Below are 19,431 nucleotides of genomic sequence, written 5' to 3'. Positions count from 1 at the left end.
TATGATAAAGCCAATATGGATTGTCTGTGATAGGAACGTTTATTGAGAGGGGCAAGGAATGAAACCGACCATCTACGATGTTGCCCAAGCCGCCGGGGTGTCCATCGCTACCGTCTCCAAAGTTATTAACGCCACGGGCCGAATCAGCGATAAGACGCGGAAGCACGTACATAGCGTAATGGAGCAGCTGAAATACCAGCCAAGTATGGTAGCGGCAGCATTAACGGGGAAAAGCACTTACACAATCGGACTCACGCTACCCGATTTGGCGAATCCTTTCTTCGCCGAGATAGCCCGGTCTGTCGAAGATCGCGGTCATGAGCATGGTTTTAACGTGTTTATATGTAACACCGATAACGATCCGGACAAAGAAGTGAAATATTTATCGCTGCTCTCACAGAAGCGAGTAGACGGAATTATCTCAGCGACCCGAATTCAGAATGATCAGTTTTTAAAAAAGCTGATCCAACAAAACATACCGATTGCTTTAATTACGGGCGAAATGCCAACGCTTGCCGTGGATACGGTCATGGTTGACGACTATCTTGGAGGTTTCCAGGCGGGCAACCATCTATTAGAATTAGGTCATAAGCGAATTGCTATCCTCGTTGAGGATATGGATAATATGAGTAACCGGGAGCGACTAAGAGGCTGTAAGCAAGCTTTGAGCCACGTTGGTTTGCATGTTGAAGAACGGTTGGTCGCTATAGGCGGTTTTTCCGTAGAGACCGGCCAGCAGGCGATGGCCCAACTGCTACAGCTGGAAGACAAGCCTTCGGCGGTGTTCGCTTGTAACGATCTGTTAGCTATCGGCGCCATTCGCGCGGCTAGAGTTGCGGGCATGCAGCTGCCGAGCGAGCTATCGGTCGTCGGTTTCGATAATACGATTCTGGCAACTTTGATTGATCCTCCCCTTACCACGATTGCTCAACCAATCCAGGAAATTGGACGAAGGGCGGTTGATCTGCTCGTAGAGGAGATAAAAGGAGAGAAAGTACTGAAACAGCGGGTTGTTTTGCTGCCGGAGCTTGTTATACGGAACTCATGTACATCTTACAATAAGCAATAAACGAGGCCGTTCTACCTCTCATGTGATAGATTCGAGAAGATGGAACGGTCTGCATTATTAAGATTAGGTTAAGCGCTTACCCTATTGTACCCCGAGGTGTTATTATCTAGAAGGAGGTTTTAGAATGAAAACTTTGTTGATTGCAGAAGGAACCGTGACACCGAGCTGTTCCAAAAGTCATATTACTTACACGCTTCATCTGTCTAGAGATTGCCATGAACTTCATGTGAAATTCGCCTATGAGCCGAAAAAGCTGGAGGATGAGGAGCAAGCGGAGGCATTGATTCGTGAAGGGTTTAACCAATACATCTTGGAAGAACATAGAGCCTCCTACAATTGGCGGGAGTTTCTGCCTTTGCAGAATTTATTGACACTATCCTTCGATGATGAGCATAGTTTTCGCGGCGCCGGACACCGCCACGATCCTGTCCAACACCTCACAGTTACTGCCACGGAGGCTTCTCCCGGATTTACGCCGGGTGTCTTCCCGAGGGGGCAACTAAAGATCATGATTAATGTTCATTGTGTTGTAACTGAGGAATGCCGCTATCGCCTGCAGGTATGGGATGGAGGTGCAGACGCATGAAGCAATGGCTGCCATTTGAGCTTCACTGTCATACCTTTCACAGTGACGGCAAGCAATCCCTGTTAGAGCTAGCTGAAGCTGCCAGAGAATTAGGGCTGCGGGGTGTCGCGCTAACAGATCATAATACGATGACAGGTCTTTCGAATCGTGATGAGGTCGTGGCCGCAACCGGGGTCGAGGTGATCCCTGGATTGGAGTGGACCACTTTCTTCGGTCACATGCTGACACTCGGATTGTCCGAGTATGTCGATTGGCGAAATCTAAGCCCGTTTCACATTCATAGAGGCATAGATGGAGTTCATCGCCAAGGCGGGCTTGTCGGGCTGGCGCATCCTTTTCGTGTCGGCAGTCCCATGTGCACAGGCTGCTACTGGGAGTTCGAGGTCTCGGACTGGAACGAGATCGATTATATGGAGGTATGGTCAGGGTTATTCCCATCGATTCGGAGAAATAACGCACGCGCATTTGCAATGTGGACGGATCTGCTTAATCAGGGTTATCAGATTGCCGCGACCAGCGGTAGAGATTGGCATGTGTCCGATCCGGTATCTGAGCCGATTTCAGCGACTTTTTTAAGATTAAGCGATTCGCTCGTGGCGAGCTCAGGCCTTGTCGCAGCTGCGCTTGATGCGTTGAAACGGGGAGCGGTCGCGGTTTCCATGGGGCCGCTGCCACAGCTGCGCGTTGGTCAGTCCGGCCGTGAAGGGGCAGAGATCGGTGACAGCATTCAAATCAAGCAGGGTGAGCTGACGGAAGTCACGGTTGGCGTGGATTTTACGGCAAGAGAGGGTCACTGGGAGCTTCCGGATCATCCGTTAGAGATGAAACTGGTTAGCAACAAGGGGGAGCTTGCCGTATTGAAACTGACGCGAGACCAATTCCAGCTGACAACAGAGCTTGATTTATCAGGCGTTACGTGGATGCGAGCGGAGATGAACGGTGTTTTTTGCAACGTTCATACGTTAATCGGATTTACGAATGCGATTTATCTGACGCAAGATAGAGGAGGAGACGATAAATGAGTTCATTTCCACGCATGACAGCCCACACCGGCTGTATGGGTACACCGGATAATACGCTCAAATCCATCGAAGCCGGATTAAGTTGCGGAGCCGATATTCTGGAAGAGGATATTCTTGTTACGGCTGACGGGATGCTTGTTCTTTCCCATGATGATAATGTTCATTTGGCAGACGGCACGGAATGCTGGATCTCTCAAATGAGCTATGAACAATTGCTTCAATTAGATGTTAAAGCCCATAATGGGGCACCTGGCGAAACCATGCGCATTCTTCCCTTGGACGCTGTACTTCCTTACCTGAGCAAATCTGGTGTGCGGATGAATTTGGATCTTAAATCAGATGCTTGTGTAGAGCCTATAGCAGCGTGGATTGAAAAGAATCAACTGCTGGAACAGGTTTTCTTGTCCGGCTGCGAGAAAGACCGTGCCCAGCTTGTTCAGCGAGTAAATCCGCGTCTACGCAAGCTGTTAAATGTTGATCCTGCTGTATTTATGACGGATGCTCCTTACACGGACGTAGCTCATCAAATTTGTAAAGACGCCGCAGCTTCGGCCTGTTTCGGGCTTAATTTGAATTATCGCGTGGTCGCACCTGAACTGCTGCCAATCGCAGCGGAGTACGGGCTTGATGTCTGTATTTGGACAGTCAACGAGGTAGATGAGATGGAGCATTTTAGTCAAATGGGCGTTCACTCGATCACCACACGTAACATTGCCGCCCTCGTCCAATTAAAGACTGACCGGCAGATATAGAAAAAGAAAACCTCCCGAACCACAGTTGTGGTAAAGGAGGTTTTTTACTTGTTCCTCATGACCGGAATCATGTTAAGGAGATGGGTTCTTCCAAAATGGACTTCAAGGGTTGTCCTTCTTTGTAATACAAATGAGGGGACAATAGAATAAAGAAGATATGAACATCGCCATAGCCATGCGCGGCTAGCAGGTTATTCATCTCTTGCGCAATGCGGTCGTGCATTTCCTGATCTCTTGGAAACATGAGAATTTCCAGCGATTGCGGTGAATTGCTAAGCTGTTCTACTAGCAGAAGCTCGATTTTCACCTTTTGCGGCAAGACGCCGGTTACCTTTGAAAACTCCTGCACCACGCTGGTTGAGATCGAAGAAACGAAGTCCTTCTGAAATCCTTTGAAACGGAGAAACGGCATGCTGATTCCTTCTTTGCATAGTTGTTAGCGAATTTAATCATTCTATTGAAAACTAAACATAAAAACAAAACCTATTTTAGATGAAATCATTCTCAGATCTCGATAGGTCGTGTGAACGATCTTGTACACTTAATCGTATTATAGTTGTTCAGATAAGTTTAGGAAAGTAATGCTGAATGGAAAAAATTTGAATCTCGGAGGTACTCCTATGCCAAGAACCGTTGAATATACGAATGACCGCCTTATTTTACATCTATCAGGATTGACTAGTGCTGCCGCGTTAAAACGTCAAGTCGATATCCCTTTTAAAAACATAAAAAAAGTGTCGATTGAAGATTTTAAATTATCGATGTTTCAATTCCGGGTGGGTACTTCGGTCGCCGACATTCGAGAAGGTCGTTTTCTGATCGGGAACAAATGGTGCTTCATTTCTTATGAAAATCACAAGGATGTCGTTGTTCTTGAATTGGAGGAACATGAATTTGGCAAAGTTGTCTTTCAGATCGATCATCCAGAGGAAATTAAACAGCGTATTTTGGAGCAAACTGTGAGATTATAATCAATGAAAAAGGGAGAGAGTTCAAAGGAATGGATATTCCTTGAACTCTCTTTTTAGTAAGTAAGCCTTATATTAAGGATTAATAATGTCTAGCTGTTATGTAGCGAGTACTCCAGTAACCCGTGTTTAAAGACGAAATGACAACGCCGGAGCTCTTCGTGTTACTTATAAAATTACCATTGCCAACATAAATCCCTACATGATCGATTTGACCAGGCTTGCTCACGCTGAACATGACGAGGTCGCCGATGGCTAGTTGGCTCTTGCTTGGCACGCGGGAACCGAAACTCGTTTGAGCTTTGGAGCCCCATGGGATATTCACACCATTTTTCTTAAATACAAATTGTGTAAATGCGGAGCAATCAAAGATGAGATGCGCTGGATCTTTGGTACCGAAACGGTAAGTTACTTTACCGATATAAGATTTTGCTGTATTTACAAATTTATGACCGTTCGTGGCATAAATCTCTTGTGCCGACGCAGAAGCAGGCATTGACACCCCAACCGTCGAAAATAGTACAGAAAGCGCTACCGTGGTAGATATAACTAGTTTTTTCATATGTGATGACACATCCTTATTCCAAATTTGGTAGTAAAAAGCCTTTATGGGATAACTGTACCATAGAAAATCATGGTGGGCTTTAGTGGATTAATGGGTACGAAGGGTTTATTAACCATGGCAATTATTGTGCTTACATTTAAACGTAAGATAAAATAATGAGTACGATTTGCGGAGAAAGAAGGATGAGAAACCCTATGATTCAATTGCAAAATGAAGCTGTGACCGTTTTCCAAAGCGCACTGTTTCAAACCACTTCGACCGTCATACAAACGAATGAAATGATCATCATCGTGGATCCAAATTGGCTGCCGAATGAAATTGAAGCTATCCAACAATATGTCCAATCCATCCAGGGGGAGCGGGAGATTTATCTGCTTTTTACACATGGAGATTTCGATCATATCATTGGCTATCAGGCATTCCCGGGCGCGAAAACAATTGGAAGTTTGGCGCTCCAAAACCACCCCAAGAAAGAACATAAGCTGAAGCTTATTAAGAACTTTGACAACGAGAATTATGTGATCAGGAAGTATCCGATTCTATTTCCCGAGCTGGATATCGTGATTCAGGAGGATGGTCAGCAGTTACAGCTGGGAGAAACGACATTGACCTTCTATTTGGCGCCAGGACATACAGCAGACGGATTAATGACGGTAGTTGAACCCTTGGGCATTCTGATTGCAGGGGACTATTTATCGGATTTTGAATTGCCTTTCATTTACGATAGCGCGAAGGCGTACACTCAGACACTTGAGAAAAGCAGCAGAATCCTCGAGCAGCATCATGTTCAGTTATTAGTCCCTGGTCATGGCTCAGCCACATCCGATCAAGGTGAAATGAAGAGACGTGTGGAACTGGCAGCCGATTATCTGAAAAGGCTCCGCCAGTCTGTTATCGCGAACGATGAATCAGCGCTAGAGGCGCTTAATCAAGAGCATGCTTTTCCATCTTCCTTCACGGAAGAGTGCCATAAAGAAAACGTGAGTATTATGAAACGTGAATATTTGTAGGTGGTGGAGGAATCGAAATGAGGACTGAAAAAGAGATGCTTGCACTCCTTCTAGGGTTTGCACAAGAGAGCGAAAACATTCGAGCGGTCATCATGAATGGTTCACGCGTTAATCCGAACGTTCCGAAGGATATTTTTCAGGATTATGACATTGTGTACGTGGTGACCTCTTTGCAATCCATTATTCAAGATCGCAGTTGGATTGACCGCTTCGGGAAAATTATGATCATGCAAACTCCAGATGAGATGGGGGTGGAAGTTTCAGAACCTATACATAAATTTACATTCCTTATGCAATTTACGGACGGTAATCGAATTGATTTATCCTTCTACGAGACAGACCATATCGCCACTTGGCATAGAGACAGCTTGAGCGTACTTCTGCTGGACAAGGATGGAATTATCGCGCCATTTGATGAACCAAGTAACCGCGACTATTTGACACATCCGCCAACTTCATCTCAATTTGCAGCTTGCTGTAATGAGTTCTGGTGGGTAAGTACCTATATAGCGAAAGGATTATGGCGCAGAGAGCTTGCCTATGCGAAATTCATGTATGAGCACCCCGTGCGGGATATGTTAATCAGGATGCTTCAATGGCATATCGGAATCAAAACGGAATTCGCTGTTGACTCCGGAAAATGCGGCAAGTATTTCGAGAAATACCTTGCACCTGCTCAGTGGAAGGCATTTGTTCAAACCTATCCAGATGGGGATTATGATCGTATGTGGCAAGGACTTTTTATCATGTGTGAGCTTTTCAGGGAAACGGCAAAGGAAGTCGCTCAATATTGTGGTTATGCTTATAATGTGGACGAAGACGAGAAGGTTACAGCTCATTTGGCACATGTAAGGGAACTTCCAGTGAACGCGGAAGGTATTTACTAGGATTAAAGTCGGATAGAGCGGAGGGCGTCTATGAAAAAAGTATGGTTAGACACCGATATCGGCGGAGATATTGATGATGCTTTATGTTTGGCGTACTTGCTTCGACAACCGGCATGTGAATTGGTCGGGATATCGACCGTCGGCGGCGAAGTTGAGCAAAGAGCGATGATTGCCGACAGCATCTGTAAAGCCGCTGGCCGTCATATTCCCATATTCGCAGGAGCGGACAGGCAGCTCTTACCTAGCGATCTGTATCCCACTCCTGGCGGGGCTGTCCATCTGCCTCTTTTTCCGCATGACACACACTTTCGTAAATATGAAGCCGTCGATCGCATGCGCATGGTGATAAGAGCGCATCCGTATGAAATTTCTCTCGTTGCCATCGGGCATTTAACGAATATCGCAATGCTTTTCTCTCTGGATCCGGAAATCCCCACGCTGCTCAAGGAGCTATTTATCATGAGCGGCGTATTTTCGGAGGCGTTGGAACGAAGTTTGAATATGCCTCAAGATAACTGGAACGCATGGGTTGATCCTTATGCTGCGGCAATTGTTTACCATGCAAACGTTCAGCATATGAAAACATTCGGACTAAACGTAACAACCAGGCTTGTCCTAGAAAAGCAGGAGAAAGATGACCTTTTTCACACGGATCTGATGAGAGCGGTGGAAAGTTTCGGCTCCCCCTGGTTGGCGGATCATCCGATGACGTTCCATGATCCGCTCGTGGCCGCCTGCTTATTTGAGCCAGCTCTTTGTGACTATCAAAGAGGGCACATCGAGGTTGATTTTAAGCATGAGCAGAAGCTTGGGATGATGAACTTTCGTGAGTGCGATGAGGGGAGACACGTAATAGCTTCAGCGGTTGACCGAACGCGCTTTTTTGAACATTATTTCTCAGTTGTGTGTGTCTAGTCTTATCGGGGGAGGGCGCAATATGCATGAACTTGTTGGTACTTGTGCAAAGTGCAGTAAACCGATTTATTGCCGGGAAGGGTTTCTGGACGGAGTTGTTTTGGAGGACAAAAGCCTCGTTTGTTTTGAGTGTTTGGAACTTTCGAAGCCGCGTTGGGAGCCGTCGGAGTAACGACGTATATTCGAAACATAAAATCTCATTGAATGGATTTCGTTATCTTGCTGTCATATTCGAGAATACGTACAAGAGCTTATTTTGGGGCTATACTGTTTGTGGACACCATTATCATAAGGGGGAGACTTACAATATGCCTGAAAGCCTATTGTTAAACGTTGAGAATATGAATTGGAATAGTATTCAGCAAATGCTGGACGAAAATGGTTATGCTAAACTACCCAGTTTGTTAAAGAAAAACGAATGTCAAGAGCTCATCAACACTTACGAAGAAGAAAGTCTCTTCCGAACGACTATCGACATGTCTCGATATCGGTTTGGGGTTGGAGAATACAAATATTACAGTGCCCCACTCCCATCATTGTTAAAGCGGCTGCGTGAAGGATTGTATCCGGAGCTTGCTATAACTGCGAATCGCTGGCTGAAACAATTAGGTCTCGATGCTTCATACCCGGCAACACTGGAAGAATTCCTTGAACAATGTCATCAAGAGGAACAGAATCGTCCAACCCCATTAATCCTGAAATACGATGCAGGAGGGTATAATTGCTTGCATCAGGATTTGTATGGGAAAGTGTTCTTCCCATTTCAGGTCGTAGTCGCTCTCAATCAAAGAGAAGTGGACTACACAGGTGGAGAATTCTTATTGGTGGAGCAGCGGCCGCGGGCGCAAAGCCGTGGGCACGTCATAACCTTGAATCAAGGGGAAGGTCTTATTTTTCCGACCAACCATCGTCCCGTATTAGGAACCCGTGGTTATTATAGAACGACACTTAGACACGGTGTAAGTACTGTAACTACAGGTACAAGATACAGTTTGGGGATTATTTTCCACGACTCGAAATAGAAAAAACACCTAGACCAGGGCAGACCAAGGCCTAGGTGTTACTATTTGTATCAGTTTGGTACTAGTTTAATGTAATCAAGTGAAAGATGGTTGGCTGAACTTGAGCCATTTTTACCTGCAACAGTAAACTTGAAAGCTTTATCGCCTGCTGAACTGAAGGTGATGTTGGCGACATTCAGTTCCACATAGTTAAATGCAGTTGAATATAAATCCTGAACCACACCATGATTTACACCGTTTACCGACAATTGGAACTGCCCTCTGTTAGGGCCCTTTTTCACACCGACCCTTACACTATAGCTGCGTGCCTCGGGCACATTCACCGTGTATGTCACATAATCATTGACCGCATTGGCTTCCAACGCAGTTCCAAATCCACCGCTCAAACTGAGGTCGCGACCAGTTCCATTTCCAAACATGGTGTGTTTATCGCCTGAGGTAGCGCTTACAATTAAATTTTCTGTTTCGTATCGGCTGCTTTGAACGGAAATATTATCAAATTTGGCCGCTGAATCATAGGTTCGAACGCCCACACTTCCTCCCTTATAAGTTGAATCCGTCACACTAACCTTTGGTGTCGTCATATCCCCAACATAAACCTTAAGGGAGTCATCTTGTGCGATTATTTTAACATGATACTTTGTATTAGCGGTTAAGCTCATCGGAGCCGTGGCAAGTGAGGTCCAGTTGTTGTTGGCCTTGCCAATCAACACTTGCTGATTGGGAACATCGAGTCCCGCATAGTAGCCTTGGTAAGCATCCGCACCCGTTCCAGGATTGGACACCCTAAATACCAGACCCGCATTGCCAGTTGACCCCGGTGTCACATCAGCTTCATAGATCAGATCTGAGAAACTGGTATCCAGAAGAGCTTTAGCACCTGGGTTTGATGCTACACTATATTGACCGCCAGCTGCGGTCCATGCACCGCCATATGTTGTCCATCCTGTATCATTACTGTCATCAAAGTTATCTTCTTCGGCCATTTCGACTGGCTTAATCGTATTATCAGGATTAAACTCAAATTTATCATACGCCAGTACGCGTTGGGAATTATTCAGATAACGTTTATGGTAAAAAATGTACCAATCATTTGTTGTAGGGGACTGAACAATACCATTATGGCCAGGCCCATCTGCTGTGGTCGTATCTGTGTGCAGCATAATACCTTGCGGTACAAATGGCCCTGTTACAGAGCTGGACGTTGCATACATAACCTTATATGATGAATCAGCCCATACACCGGCAGCATAATTCATATAGTAAATCCCGTTTCGCTTGAACACTTTAGGCGCTTCAAAGTAGTCATTATCGCCTGTTTTCGTAGGCGTAACTTTCTTATAGACGCTTCCGTCGGGCCATGTTCCCAGAGACTTCATGTCAGCGTTAAGCTTTACAACATTACACTCGCCCCAACTGCCATAATACATATATGCCTGACCGTCATCATCGATAAATACATCTTGATCCATTGGCCCTGCACCATTTCTTACAACATTGATAAGCGGTGCGCCAATCGCGTCGGTATATGGACCTTCTGGATGATCAGCGACTGCAACGCCTATTCCGCCTAATTGTCCATCGCCATTGATTGCGTTAGCAGCAAAATAGATGTAATATTTTCCATCACGATAAGCCCCGCTTGGTGCCCACAATGAATGTTGCAACCATGAGATATTGGCCGAACTGATGACATTTGGGTATTTGGTCCAATTAACCATGTCCGTTGAAGAGAAAATGTCCACAGATTTTGCCCCAGTGTTGGATTCACCAACTTGAGTCGAACGTGTCGGATACACCCAATATGTGCCATTATATATCTGTACATCAGGGTCTGCATAATAGCCATCCACAAATTGTGGGCCAGCGTGAATCGGAGCAGCATAAGCCAGTCCCGGCATCGATACAATCAAGCCAAATACGATCGAAAAGCAAAACAATACCCATTTAGATTTATTTATTTTCCCCATAAAATAACCTCCTTTGTAGCTGACAATGTACTATTCTTGTTGGCATTTGTAACTTTGAAGCTGATAGGGAAACGCTTTCAAAATAGATTAATTGCTACAAACGGGCCACCTCCTAAAGAATGTATCCGCCACTGCTGCCTAGCGCTATGGATATGCGGTTTACACTTAGCACATATGTGATTCGGGAGAAGACTCTGTTGGGAATTTTATACAGAGATCTCATGTGAAAAATTATACGCTGATGAATTTTTATTAAAAATGTAATTTGATAAATAAATTTTGTAAAAAATTTATATGTGAGATTTTGCGGAAATCATCACCTTGACGTAATTAAATAACTTTACTAAACTTAATTACAAATAGTAAGTATTTAAAGGGGGATTTCCATGTCAGCGACTCTGCCTAAGGATATGAAGCTTGGCATCATCAAATTGTTTGTCTCCAATTTAGAACGTTCCGTACACTTTTATCAAGAAACAGTCGGCTTTCGCCTAGGCAAGACAACGTCCACATCCGCTGAATTGACGATTGACGGCATTGAACCCTTTGTATTACTGGAAGAAATGCCTGATGCACAGATTACAGCACGCAGATCTGCAGCCGGGCTTTATCATTTTGCAATTTTGCTGCCGACACGGAAAGATCTTGGTTTGAGTTTAAAAAATTTGATTCAATCCGGCATCCATATTGGTCAAGCGGATCATTTGGTAAGCGAAGCCTTGTATATCACCGATCCGGATCATAACGGAATTGAGATTTATTGTGATCGGCCAAGAAACACATGGCGCCGCGACTCCGAAGGAAACTATATCATGGCGGCAGATCCGATTGACTGGGATGGCTTGCTGCATGAGGCGGAAGGTGCGGTATGGAGCGGTTTACCCGTCGGTACGGTGATGGGACATATTCATTTCCATGTTAAAAATTTGCAGAAGTCCAAGGAATTCTACTGCGATATTCTAGGTTTCGATGTGGCGGCCGATGCCCGCATTGCGATGAAAGCCTTGTTTATCTCCGCTGGTGGCTATCATCATCACATCGGTTTGAATGTTTGGGCCGGTGAGGAGGCGCCATTACGGCCTGCCAACGGCACAGGGCTGGATTATTACACCTTAGTGTTTCCTAATGTGGAGACCCGTAATGAAGCCATCGAGCGCTTGAAGCAGGCAAACGTGCAAGTAAGTGAGATGGGTAATATTTTTATGGTAAAAGATCCGTCCGGCATTCCGCTGAGATTGGGTTACGAACAATAAAGCCGAAAGAAGCAGTTGCGGGGGAACCCTGCCTGCTTCTTTTTTATTTAGGGAACTACAGGAAGGGATCCCAGTTCCCCTTCACGGCAAGATGGGTCTATTTCCCAGAAATAGCGCCCTGCAGTTCACCACCGCCGAGTCACAGCCTCGGCTCGGCCTTGCCGCCGCCATGCCAGGCAGCATGCGGCGGCACATAGAGGAACCTGAGGGCACTATTTGTTGCCTCAGGGCTATTCCAGAGCTTTCCGGGGAACTACAGGGCCTTATTTCTAAGTATTTGGGGGAGTATCAGCCAAGTACTTAGAAATAAGGGCCCCCAGTTCCCCTTCAACACCAAAAGGGCCTATTTCGCAGAAATAGCGCCCCGTAGTTCCCAACAGCCGAGTCACAGCCTCGGCCTGGCCTTTCCGCCACCATGCCAGGCAGCATGCGGCGGCACATAGAGGAACCTGAGGGCACTATTCGTGCCCTCAGGGCTGTTCTAGAGCTTTCCGGGGAATTACAGGGCCTTATTTCTAAGTATTTGGGGGAGTATCAGCCAAATGCTTGGAAATAAGGGCCCCCAGTTCCCCTTCAACACCAAAAGGCCCTATTTCGCAGAAATAGCGCCCTGTAGTTCTCCACCGCCGAGTCACAGCCTCGGCTCGGCCGTGCCGCCATGCCAGGCAGGCGGCACGCGGCGGCACATAGAGGAACCTGAGGCACTATTTGTGCCCACAGGGCTGTTCTAGAGCTTTCCGGGGAACTACAGACTCGTAATCGGCTGCTCGCTATAAGTTTGAAAAAGTACAAAAATTAGTTCCAGATTGTCCCTTGCGCTTCGGACGAACCACGCATACTTTAGCATAAAGGATGGCATGTACAGAGGAGGAGTCTTTCATGCGTCGAGTTGCTAGTAAATGGTCGAAGTTCGCTGTTCTGCTGCAGCATTCCGGTGTCGCCAAGCATATTCCAGCTATGCGTCGCTACAGCGCAGAGAACCTTGCAGCAATGCTTCGTCAATTTCAATTTGTCGTAGCCAAACCAATCGTTGGAACCGGTGGGAGCCGTGTGATGAAAATCCAACGGGCAGGCAGCGGCTTCATGCTTCACAACGCGGGTACGAAAAGAGTCTATAACTGGAATGAGCTGCTGCAAGCCATTAATCGCATACGCCAGAACCGTCCGTTGATGATCCAACAGGGTATACATTTGACTACCATCGATGGCAGGCCCGTGGATTACCGCGTTAAGCTGGCCAAAGTCGGACGTACCTGGCAGATTCGGGCGGTTGTGGGCCGATTAGCGCGTCCAGGTCTGTTCGTCACGAACCTATGTCAAGGCGGTACGCAGCTGAAAGGCAGGCATGCTGTGGGCCGGACGTTCCCTACTGCGCTTGTCAAATCCAAAATCGACACCATGGTTGGTGTTTCTCGGACTTGTACCATGTTATTAGAGGCCAAATTTCCCGGAATTGGGATGTTAGGCTACGATTTTGGCATTGATAAAAGGGGAACTGTCTGGATTTTTGAAGTGAACACAAGACCTCACTAATATTGGCCTCATGCTTCAGCCCACACGCCTTATTCCTGAGCGCATACCAATATGGTAGGTGCATGACTACTTACAAGTCACAGGAGGCTCATATCCATGTATAAAATAATATGTCATTGGAGCCGTTTGGATTGGCACTTTCCTCAGACTGTGATGAAGGAAGAATTTGAAACGAAGCAAATTTGGAAAAAGGCGATCCCCGCCAGTGTGAAAGTTGATCATCAAGGACAGTATTATGTTTCTGTTCCGCGGTGGTCTCCTGATATTCCTGCAACGATGAATCGCATCGTGGTCAAGGAAGATAAGCCGCTGCTTGAAGCTTTTCCAAGTTGGGCATGGAATGAGGTTGGCGACATCACTACCCTGCAATCTGTCCTCGGCTTTGAAATTGATGAATATAATCGCATGTGGCTGCTGGATCAAGGCAAAATTGCCTTCGAGCCTTCGCCGGACGGGTCTCAGAAGCTTGTGATTTGGGATTTAAACAGCAATTCGTTGGTTGACGCTATCGTCATTCCGGATGAGATCGCACCGTATCGGACTTCCTTCCTTAATGACCTCGTGGTGGATAATAAAAATGGTTTTGTCTATATTACGGATTCTGGCTGCGGCTACCCGGACCATCCACTACGCGGCGGCATTATTGTGTATAACATGAAAACCAAATCGTTCCGGCGTGTGCTCGACCGGCAGTTCAGTACGCAGGATTTCCCTGACTTTCATTTTCAAATTGATTATAAGCCTGTATTTAAGAATAAACCGCTGCGCATCGGAGTCGGTGGCATCGCTTTGTCAGGGGATCGTTCTACACTCTACTATTGTCAATTAACTGGCCGCAATTTGTACGCGGTTCATACGAAACTATTACGAAACGAGCAAATACCGCTCGAACAAATAAATAGCTCCGTGCAGGTCCTTGGGAGCAAAGGGACAACAACAGACGGGATGCACGCGGATAATCGAGGGAATTTGTTTTACACGATGTTGGAGGGAAAAGGGATCGGTTTTTTCGACGCAAGGGATCGCAGTTTCCATAAATTCGTTTCAGACGACCGGATGCTGTGGGTAGACGGGGTTGCTTTTGATCAGAAGGGCTCCATCATCTTTAACAACAACCGGCTTCATGAAATGGTTGAGGATCATGAAATCGATTGGAACAATCCGTACAATTTAATTATCTGGAAAGCTTATGTTGGAAAAGATGTGAAATCCTATTTATACGGGTAGCTTTAACTATAGTTCGCAAAAAAACGGTCAAGAAGGTAGAAGCTACCTAACTGACCGTTTTTTTTTTTTCAGTCGTTTTAGTTCAGCAACGATAACAAAGGATACAATCACAAGTAAAAACCAGGCAACAATTTTGGACGGGTGCACGATATGCCATAAGTGATCTTGATTGGGATACCGCCATGCACCGAAATAAGTAGCAATATTTTCTGCGATCCAAATGAAAAAACCGATGCACAAAAAAGATAATGGGAGTGGCATTGCAAGTTCAAACCGTGATAACTTAAACCTGATTTTTGTGCGGTAGAAAAGAATGCAAAGCAATAAAATGAGCAGGTATCTCACATCGTAAATGAAATGATGCGTAAAGAAATTGAGATAAATGCAAGCACCGAAAGGAATCGTGATCCATTTTGGCGGGTAAGCGTTCAAGGAAAGCGATAATCGACGCCAAGATTGACAGATGAAGCTTGCTACACTTGCATACATAAAGCCGCTGTAGAGGGGAACGCCCCAAATTTTACTAAACCCATACTCTGGATAGCTCCACGATCCCATATGTACTTTAAACAATTCCAAAGCAATACCAATGACATGAAAGACACAAATAACTTTTAATTCATCCTTCGTTTCCAACTTGCTGAGATACATAAAAACTTGCAAGAGGAGACAGCCTGCCAAAATAAAATCATACCGGGGTACCCCAGGGATTGATAGGAATTTGCTTAAAGCAAGTGTTATGAAAATGCCCACAGGGAATAAACACGACATCGCTTCGTGGTAAATAAAAAGGCTTAACAGCTTAATAAACAGTCTCATGCCATGCCTTCCTTTCGAGTACGATTCATAGCTAGTATATCGGCACTTTCCTAACAAATTGACTAGATTATTTACCGATTTGTTCAAAACAGAATTTTCCATTTTCAGCAAACGTTAAGTTGGCTTTCAACTTTCTTTCAGCCTGTGCTCAGTAGGGTTTCAGCCAAACCCCTTAGACTCCTAAATGTGAGATCTATATGACGAAGACAATCGTGGTCTTGGTACATGGGAGAGGGGAAATCAACAATGAACATGAATCGGAAGAAAAAATGGATCATTGTCGTTGTGGCTGCGATGTTGTGTGGTGCTGGAACTTACTACTACATACACAACAAATCGAAGCCTGTAGCAGCCGCTACGGGGCAGCAATCGGCAATGAAGGTAACCAAAGGAGCCATATCTTCATCTATATCGGGAACCTCTCAGCTGGATGCTAAAGATAAGCAAAATATCGTAATACCCGTGGACGCAATTATTAAAACAATGAATTTGACTCAGAATCAGGCGGTAAAGAAAGGCGATGTACTTGTAGAGTTGTCTGTTCCTTCCACAGAAACAAATCTGAAAGAAGCGCAGGTCACTCAGCAGCAGCTGGAAAAGGAACTCGCTGAGCTGCAGGGCGAGCAAAACCATATGACGATATCCGCCTCAATGAGCGGAAAGCTTACTCTGGCTTCCAATTTGGATGTGGGAAGTCAAGTGAATAAAACGACGAAGATCGGAACGATTTCGGATACTTCACAGTTTAAGGTCAAACTTGCTTTCCCTCTGCAAGAAGCTGTTCAACTGCAGAATGGGGAAAACGTCGAGTTGACGGTAGACGGATACTTATTGTCCAAGATTGGGACGGTATCCAGCGTATCTCATGAAATGAAAGCTGATACGAACGGCAATAAGATCGTTGACGTAGAGGTACTGGTCACGAATGACGGGACACTTTCTGCCGGCATGAAAGTGAAAGGCACTATCGGAAGCGGCGATAGCAAAATTGAATCAACAGAGCTTGTCGCATTGGATTATGTGCGTACGACGCCTATTTTTTCCGAAGCTAGCGGCACGGTTAAAAGCTTGAAATTTAAAGACGGAGAGACTGTGAAACAAGGGGATCTCATCGCAACGTTGTTTAACGATGATCTTCAGCAAAACATCATCAGCAAGCAAGCGGCCATCGACAGCCAGAAAATTAAAGTCGACGATGCGCAGCAAAAGGTGAATCAATTGACAATCACAGCGCCATTCGACGGCGTGTTCTCAGCGGACTTTGCGAATAGCAAAAGCAATGTGCTTCGCAACTATCCAGTAGGCGCACAGATCACGGCCAATACTACGCTTGGAGCGGTAGCGAGTTTAAGCACGATGCAGCTGGCCATTGCTGTGGATGAGCTGGATTTAACGAGTGTGAAGGTCGGTCAGAAAGCTGTCGTGAAAGTGGACGCGATTTCGGGTAAATCTTTTGAAGGTGAAGTAACATCCGTGTCAAATGTCGGTACGACAACCAACGGAGTAACCACCTACGATGCCGTTGTTTCCATCCCGAATCCGGATAGTGTACTCAAATACGCGATGACGGCAACAGCTGAAATTTACATTCAAGATAAAAAGGACATTCTCGTAGTGCCAATTCAGGCAATTACAACGACGAAGGGCAAATCCACCGTTTCCTTGAAGAAAGCGGATGGAACCGTCGAAGAACAGCACGAAATTAAAACGGGTATACGCAGTAAAACACAAGTTGAAATCTTAAGCGGTTTGGCAGAGGGCGATGAAGTTGTGATGCCGACGCGCAAAGCTACGACGACGAACGCGCAGATGCCAGGCGGTTTCCCTGGCGGAGAAGGCGGTCCTCCCGCTGGTTTCCAAAGAGGCGAAGGCGGATTCCAAGGCGGAGGAGGAGCGCGCCCATAATGGGCAGCTTCGAGGAAAGGAGCCAGTCGTATGAATATCATTGAATTAACGGGAGTCACCAAAAGCTACGCACGCGGGGAAGAAGAATTGCAAATTCTCAAGGGAATTACCCTGCACATTGCCAAAAGTGATTTCGTTGCTATTATCGGTCCGAGCGGATCTGGGAAATCCACGCTAATGAATACGATCGGATTGCTGGATATACCGACTTCAGGCACATACTCGCTGGATGGCGTTTCTACGGTAAAAATGTCCGACAACGGCTTAGCCGAGCTCAGAAATCGGAAAATCGGTTTTATTTTTCAACAGTTCAATCTGCTGCCCCGGCTATCCGCTATCGAAAATGTGGAATTGCCGATGATTTATGCAGGTATTCCTGCCAAACAACGCCGAGAGCAAGCCCAACGTATGCTGGAAAAGCTGGGAATGGGCCAGCGTGGACATCACAAGCCAAGTGAGCTTTCAGGGGGACAGCAGCAAAGGGTGGCGATTGCCAGAGCGCTAGCCATTTCACCATCGTTAATATTGGCTGACGAACCGACCGGAGCCTTGGACTCCAAAACAGGGATTGAAGTGCTGGAGTTAATTCAGGAGCTCAATCAGCAGGGCAACACGATTGTACTGATTACGCATGACAATCATATTGCCGATCATGCCAAACGTGTTGTCACGCTTCGAGACGGCGAAATCATCAAGGATGTTCGCAATCAGCCGATGCCGATTCCGAAGGTGGAAGAGGCGGTGACGAGATGAGACCTTGGGAGCTTTTTCAAATGGCGATGGCCACGGTACGTTCCAATCCGCTCAGGACGGTTCTGACGATGCTTGGCGTTATTATTGGGGTTAGCTCCGTAATTACGCTGGTATCTATTGGACAGGGAACCTCCAAATCGATTGAGAAGCAATATGAGGGACTAGGAACGAACCTACTTACAGTGAATCTGCTTGGCAATGGCCGCGCAACCCAACTGAAGTATGAAGAGATCATGGAGCTCGAAGGAACAGCGGGCATAAGCGGGATTGCACCAACGATGACCAGAAACAGCACGAATATCAAGTATGACCGCACGACGGAAACGTACAACGTGATAGGGACGAACGACCGTTATCTGAGCATGCAAAAAGGAGAAATGGGCAGCGGGCGTTTCCTGGCCGAAGCGGATTTGGATTATCGCAATCACGTGGCGGTCATAGGAAGCGAAGTGGCGACGAAATTTTTTGGCAAGGATGATCCATTGAATGAGGAGATCAATGTCAATGGCTACATGTATACGATTATCGGTGTTTTGAAAAGCAAAGGTTCTAATACGAGCGGAACGTCGCTAGACAGTGCGGTTATTGTGCCGCTGCCAACAATGAGCAGAGATTTTAAATTAGGATCCATTCGCTCTGCGTATGTAGAAGCAGCAAGCGGGGACGAGGTCAGCAAGGTGCAGGCTGTTCTTGAGAGATATTTAGCGAGCAAATTCAAGAGTACGTCAGGTTATAACATTTTCAACTCTTCCGAATTGATCAGCGCCAAACAAACGGCGTCAAGCACGCTAACGAATCAATTAGTTGCTGTAGCTGCGATCTCCTTATTGGTTGGCGGGATCGGAATTATGAATATCATGCTTGTAACCGTTAGTGAACGAACGCGGGAGATTGGGATTCGTAAATCCATAGGGGCCAAACGTCGAAATATTCTCTTGCAGTTCCTGGTGGAAGCTACGTTAATCAGCGGAATGGGCGGATTTATTGGCCTTGTTGTTGGGGTAGCGTTATCGCTCGCTTGGCCCTATATCAATCCGAGTCAGGCTACAAGTCTTTCCATTAACGTAGGTCTTTACGCATTCTTATTCTCAGCATTAGTCGGTGTCATTTTCGGACTGTACCCGGCCAATAAAGCGTCCAAATTAAAACCAATCGATGCTCTTCGTTACGATTAA

Annotated in this window: 20 protein-coding genes; 16 read left to right on the top strand and 4 right to left on the bottom strand. The window is 46.1% G+C overall.

What is annotated here, in order from left to right:
- Positions 1–58 precede the first annotated feature (58 nt).
- The 4 genes from GON05_RS37510 (at position 59) to GON05_RS37495 (ending at position 3,429) form a co-directional block, all read left to right on the top strand.
- Positions 59–1,069 (top strand): LacI family DNA-binding transcriptional regulator, encoded by a 1,011-nt coding sequence (locus GON05_RS37510; RefSeq protein WP_157326550.1) that lies wholly within the window; start codon positions 59–61, stop codon positions 1,067–1,069.
- 124 nt (positions 1,070–1,193) lie between these two features.
- Positions 1,194–1,655 (top strand): hypothetical protein, encoded by a 462-nt coding sequence (locus GON05_RS37505; RefSeq protein WP_157326549.1) that lies wholly within the window; start codon positions 1,194–1,196, stop codon positions 1,653–1,655.
- On the top strand, positions 1,652–2,677 hold the full coding sequence (locus GON05_RS37500; RefSeq protein WP_157326548.1) for a CehA/McbA family metallohydrolase: 1,026 nt from the start codon (positions 1,652–1,654) through the stop codon (positions 2,675–2,677). The genes GON05_RS37505 and GON05_RS37500 overlap by 4 nt, the downstream gene beginning before the upstream one ends.
- Positions 2,674–3,429 (top strand): glycerophosphodiester phosphodiesterase, encoded by a 756-nt coding sequence (locus tag GON05_RS37495; protein WP_157326547.1) that lies wholly within the window; start codon positions 2,674–2,676, stop codon positions 3,427–3,429. The genes GON05_RS37500 and GON05_RS37495 overlap by 4 nt, the downstream gene beginning before the upstream one ends.
- Positions 3,430–3,496: 67 nt before the next feature.
- Here GON05_RS37495 and GON05_RS37490 read toward each other — a convergent pair whose 3' ends face one another.
- Entirely contained in the window at positions 3,497–3,841 is a 345-nt protein-coding gene (locus GON05_RS37490; RefSeq protein WP_157326546.1) for a DUF1904 family protein, read from the bottom strand.
- Positions 3,842–4,049: 208 nt separating this feature from the next.
- On the opposite strand from GON05_RS37490, the gene GON05_RS37485 reads away from it, so the two are divergent.
- A complete protein-coding gene (locus GON05_RS37485; RefSeq protein ID WP_157326545.1) occupies positions 4,050–4,400 on the top strand; it encodes a hypothetical protein in 351 nt (116 codons plus the stop codon).
- Between the two features lie 79 nt (positions 4,401–4,479).
- Here the strand turns inward: GON05_RS37485 and GON05_RS37480 are convergent, their stop codons facing one another.
- The gene (locus tag GON05_RS37480) at positions 4,480–4,959 is read right to left on the bottom strand and encodes a C40 family peptidase (protein ID WP_157326544.1); all 480 of its coding nucleotides are present in this window, start codon (positions 4,957–4,959) and stop codon (positions 4,480–4,482) included.
- 197 nt (positions 4,960–5,156) lie between these two features.
- Here GON05_RS37480 and GON05_RS37475 point away from each other — a divergent pair, with 197 nt between their 5' ends.
- The 5 genes from GON05_RS37475 to GON05_RS37460 all read left to right on the top strand — a co-directional run bounded on the left by GON05_RS37475 (position 5,157) and on the right by GON05_RS37460 (position 8,796).
- Complete coding sequence (locus GON05_RS37475; RefSeq protein ID WP_157326543.1) at positions 5,157–5,972, top strand: MBL fold metallo-hydrolase; 816 nt, start codon at positions 5,157–5,159, stop codon at positions 5,970–5,972.
- A 17-nt stretch (positions 5,973–5,989) separates the two neighbouring features.
- On the top strand, positions 5,990–6,859 hold the full coding sequence (locus GON05_RS37470) for an aminoglycoside 6-adenylyltransferase (protein ID WP_157326542.1): 870 nt from the start codon (positions 5,990–5,992) through the stop codon (positions 6,857–6,859).
- 30 nt (positions 6,860–6,889) lie between these two features.
- Positions 6,890–7,774: a nucleoside hydrolase gene (locus tag GON05_RS37465; RefSeq protein WP_157326541.1), complete on the top strand. Its 885-nt coding sequence runs from the start codon at positions 6,890–6,892 to the stop codon at positions 7,772–7,774.
- Between the two features lie 22 nt (positions 7,775–7,796).
- The gene (locus tag GON05_RS38960) at positions 7,797–7,946 is read left to right on the top strand and encodes a hypothetical protein (RefSeq protein WP_181646480.1); all 150 of its coding nucleotides are present in this window, start codon (positions 7,797–7,799) and stop codon (positions 7,944–7,946) included.
- Between the two features lie 136 nt (positions 7,947–8,082).
- Positions 8,083–8,796, top strand: coding sequence for a 2OG-Fe(II) oxygenase (locus tag GON05_RS37460; RefSeq protein ID WP_157326540.1), 714 nt, complete (start codon positions 8,083–8,085; stop codon positions 8,794–8,796).
- A 50-nt stretch (positions 8,797–8,846) separates the two neighbouring features.
- Here GON05_RS37460 and GON05_RS37455 read toward each other — a convergent pair whose 3' ends face one another.
- On the bottom strand, positions 8,847–10,766 hold the full coding sequence (locus GON05_RS37455; protein WP_157326539.1) for a family 43 glycosylhydrolase: 1,920 nt from the start codon (positions 10,764–10,766) through the stop codon (positions 8,847–8,849).
- A gap of 386 nt (positions 10,767–11,152) precedes the next feature.
- Here GON05_RS37455 and GON05_RS37450 point away from each other — a divergent pair, with 386 nt between their 5' ends.
- The 3 genes from GON05_RS37450 to GON05_RS37440 all read left to right on the top strand — a co-directional run bounded on the left by GON05_RS37450 (position 11,153) and on the right by GON05_RS37440 (position 14,779).
- Positions 11,153–12,019 carry a VOC family protein gene (locus tag GON05_RS37450; protein WP_157326538.1) on the top strand — a complete coding sequence of 289 codons (867 nt, stop codon included), beginning with the start codon at positions 11,153–11,155 and terminating at the stop codon, positions 12,017–12,019.
- An 879-nt stretch (positions 12,020–12,898) separates the two neighbouring features.
- The gene (locus tag GON05_RS37445) at positions 12,899–13,552 is read left to right on the top strand and encodes a YheC/YheD family protein (protein ID WP_157326537.1); all 654 of its coding nucleotides are present in this window, start codon (positions 12,899–12,901) and stop codon (positions 13,550–13,552) included.
- A 96-nt stretch (positions 13,553–13,648) separates the two neighbouring features.
- The gene (locus GON05_RS37440; protein WP_157326536.1) at positions 13,649–14,779 is read left to right on the top strand and encodes an L-dopachrome tautomerase-related protein; all 1,131 of its coding nucleotides are present in this window, start codon (positions 13,649–13,651) and stop codon (positions 14,777–14,779) included.
- Between the two features lie 42 nt (positions 14,780–14,821).
- Here GON05_RS37440 and GON05_RS37435 read toward each other — a convergent pair whose 3' ends face one another.
- A complete protein-coding gene (locus GON05_RS37435; protein WP_157326535.1) occupies positions 14,822–15,598 on the bottom strand; it encodes a DUF817 domain-containing protein in 777 nt (258 codons plus the stop codon).
- Positions 15,599–15,844: 246 nt separating this feature from the next.
- Here GON05_RS37435 and GON05_RS37430 point away from each other — a divergent pair, with 246 nt between their 5' ends.
- The 3 genes from GON05_RS37430 to GON05_RS37420 are packed head-to-tail and all read left to right on the top strand — an operon-like array spanning position 15,845 to position 19,431.
- The gene (locus tag GON05_RS37430) at positions 15,845–17,503 is read left to right on the top strand and encodes an efflux RND transporter periplasmic adaptor subunit (protein ID WP_181646479.1); all 1,659 of its coding nucleotides are present in this window, start codon (positions 15,845–15,847) and stop codon (positions 17,501–17,503) included.
- 30 nt (positions 17,504–17,533) lie between these two features.
- The gene (locus GON05_RS37425) at positions 17,534–18,256 is read left to right on the top strand and encodes an ABC transporter ATP-binding protein (RefSeq protein ID WP_127456027.1); all 723 of its coding nucleotides are present in this window, start codon (positions 17,534–17,536) and stop codon (positions 18,254–18,256) included.
- Positions 18,253–19,431 (top strand): ABC transporter permease, encoded by a 1,179-nt coding sequence (locus GON05_RS37420; protein WP_157326533.1) that lies wholly within the window; start codon positions 18,253–18,255, stop codon positions 19,429–19,431. Before GON05_RS37425 ends, GON05_RS37420 begins: the two co-directional genes overlap by 4 nt.

This window comes from Paenibacillus anseongensis, assembly GCF_009757995.1.
GTDB classification, from domain to species: Bacteria; Bacillota; Bacilli; order Paenibacillales; family NBRC-103111; genus Paenibacillus_E; species Paenibacillus_E chondroitinus.
Note: the sequence above shows the minus strand (reverse complement) of the source record. Positions and strands in the feature narration are given on the sequence as shown.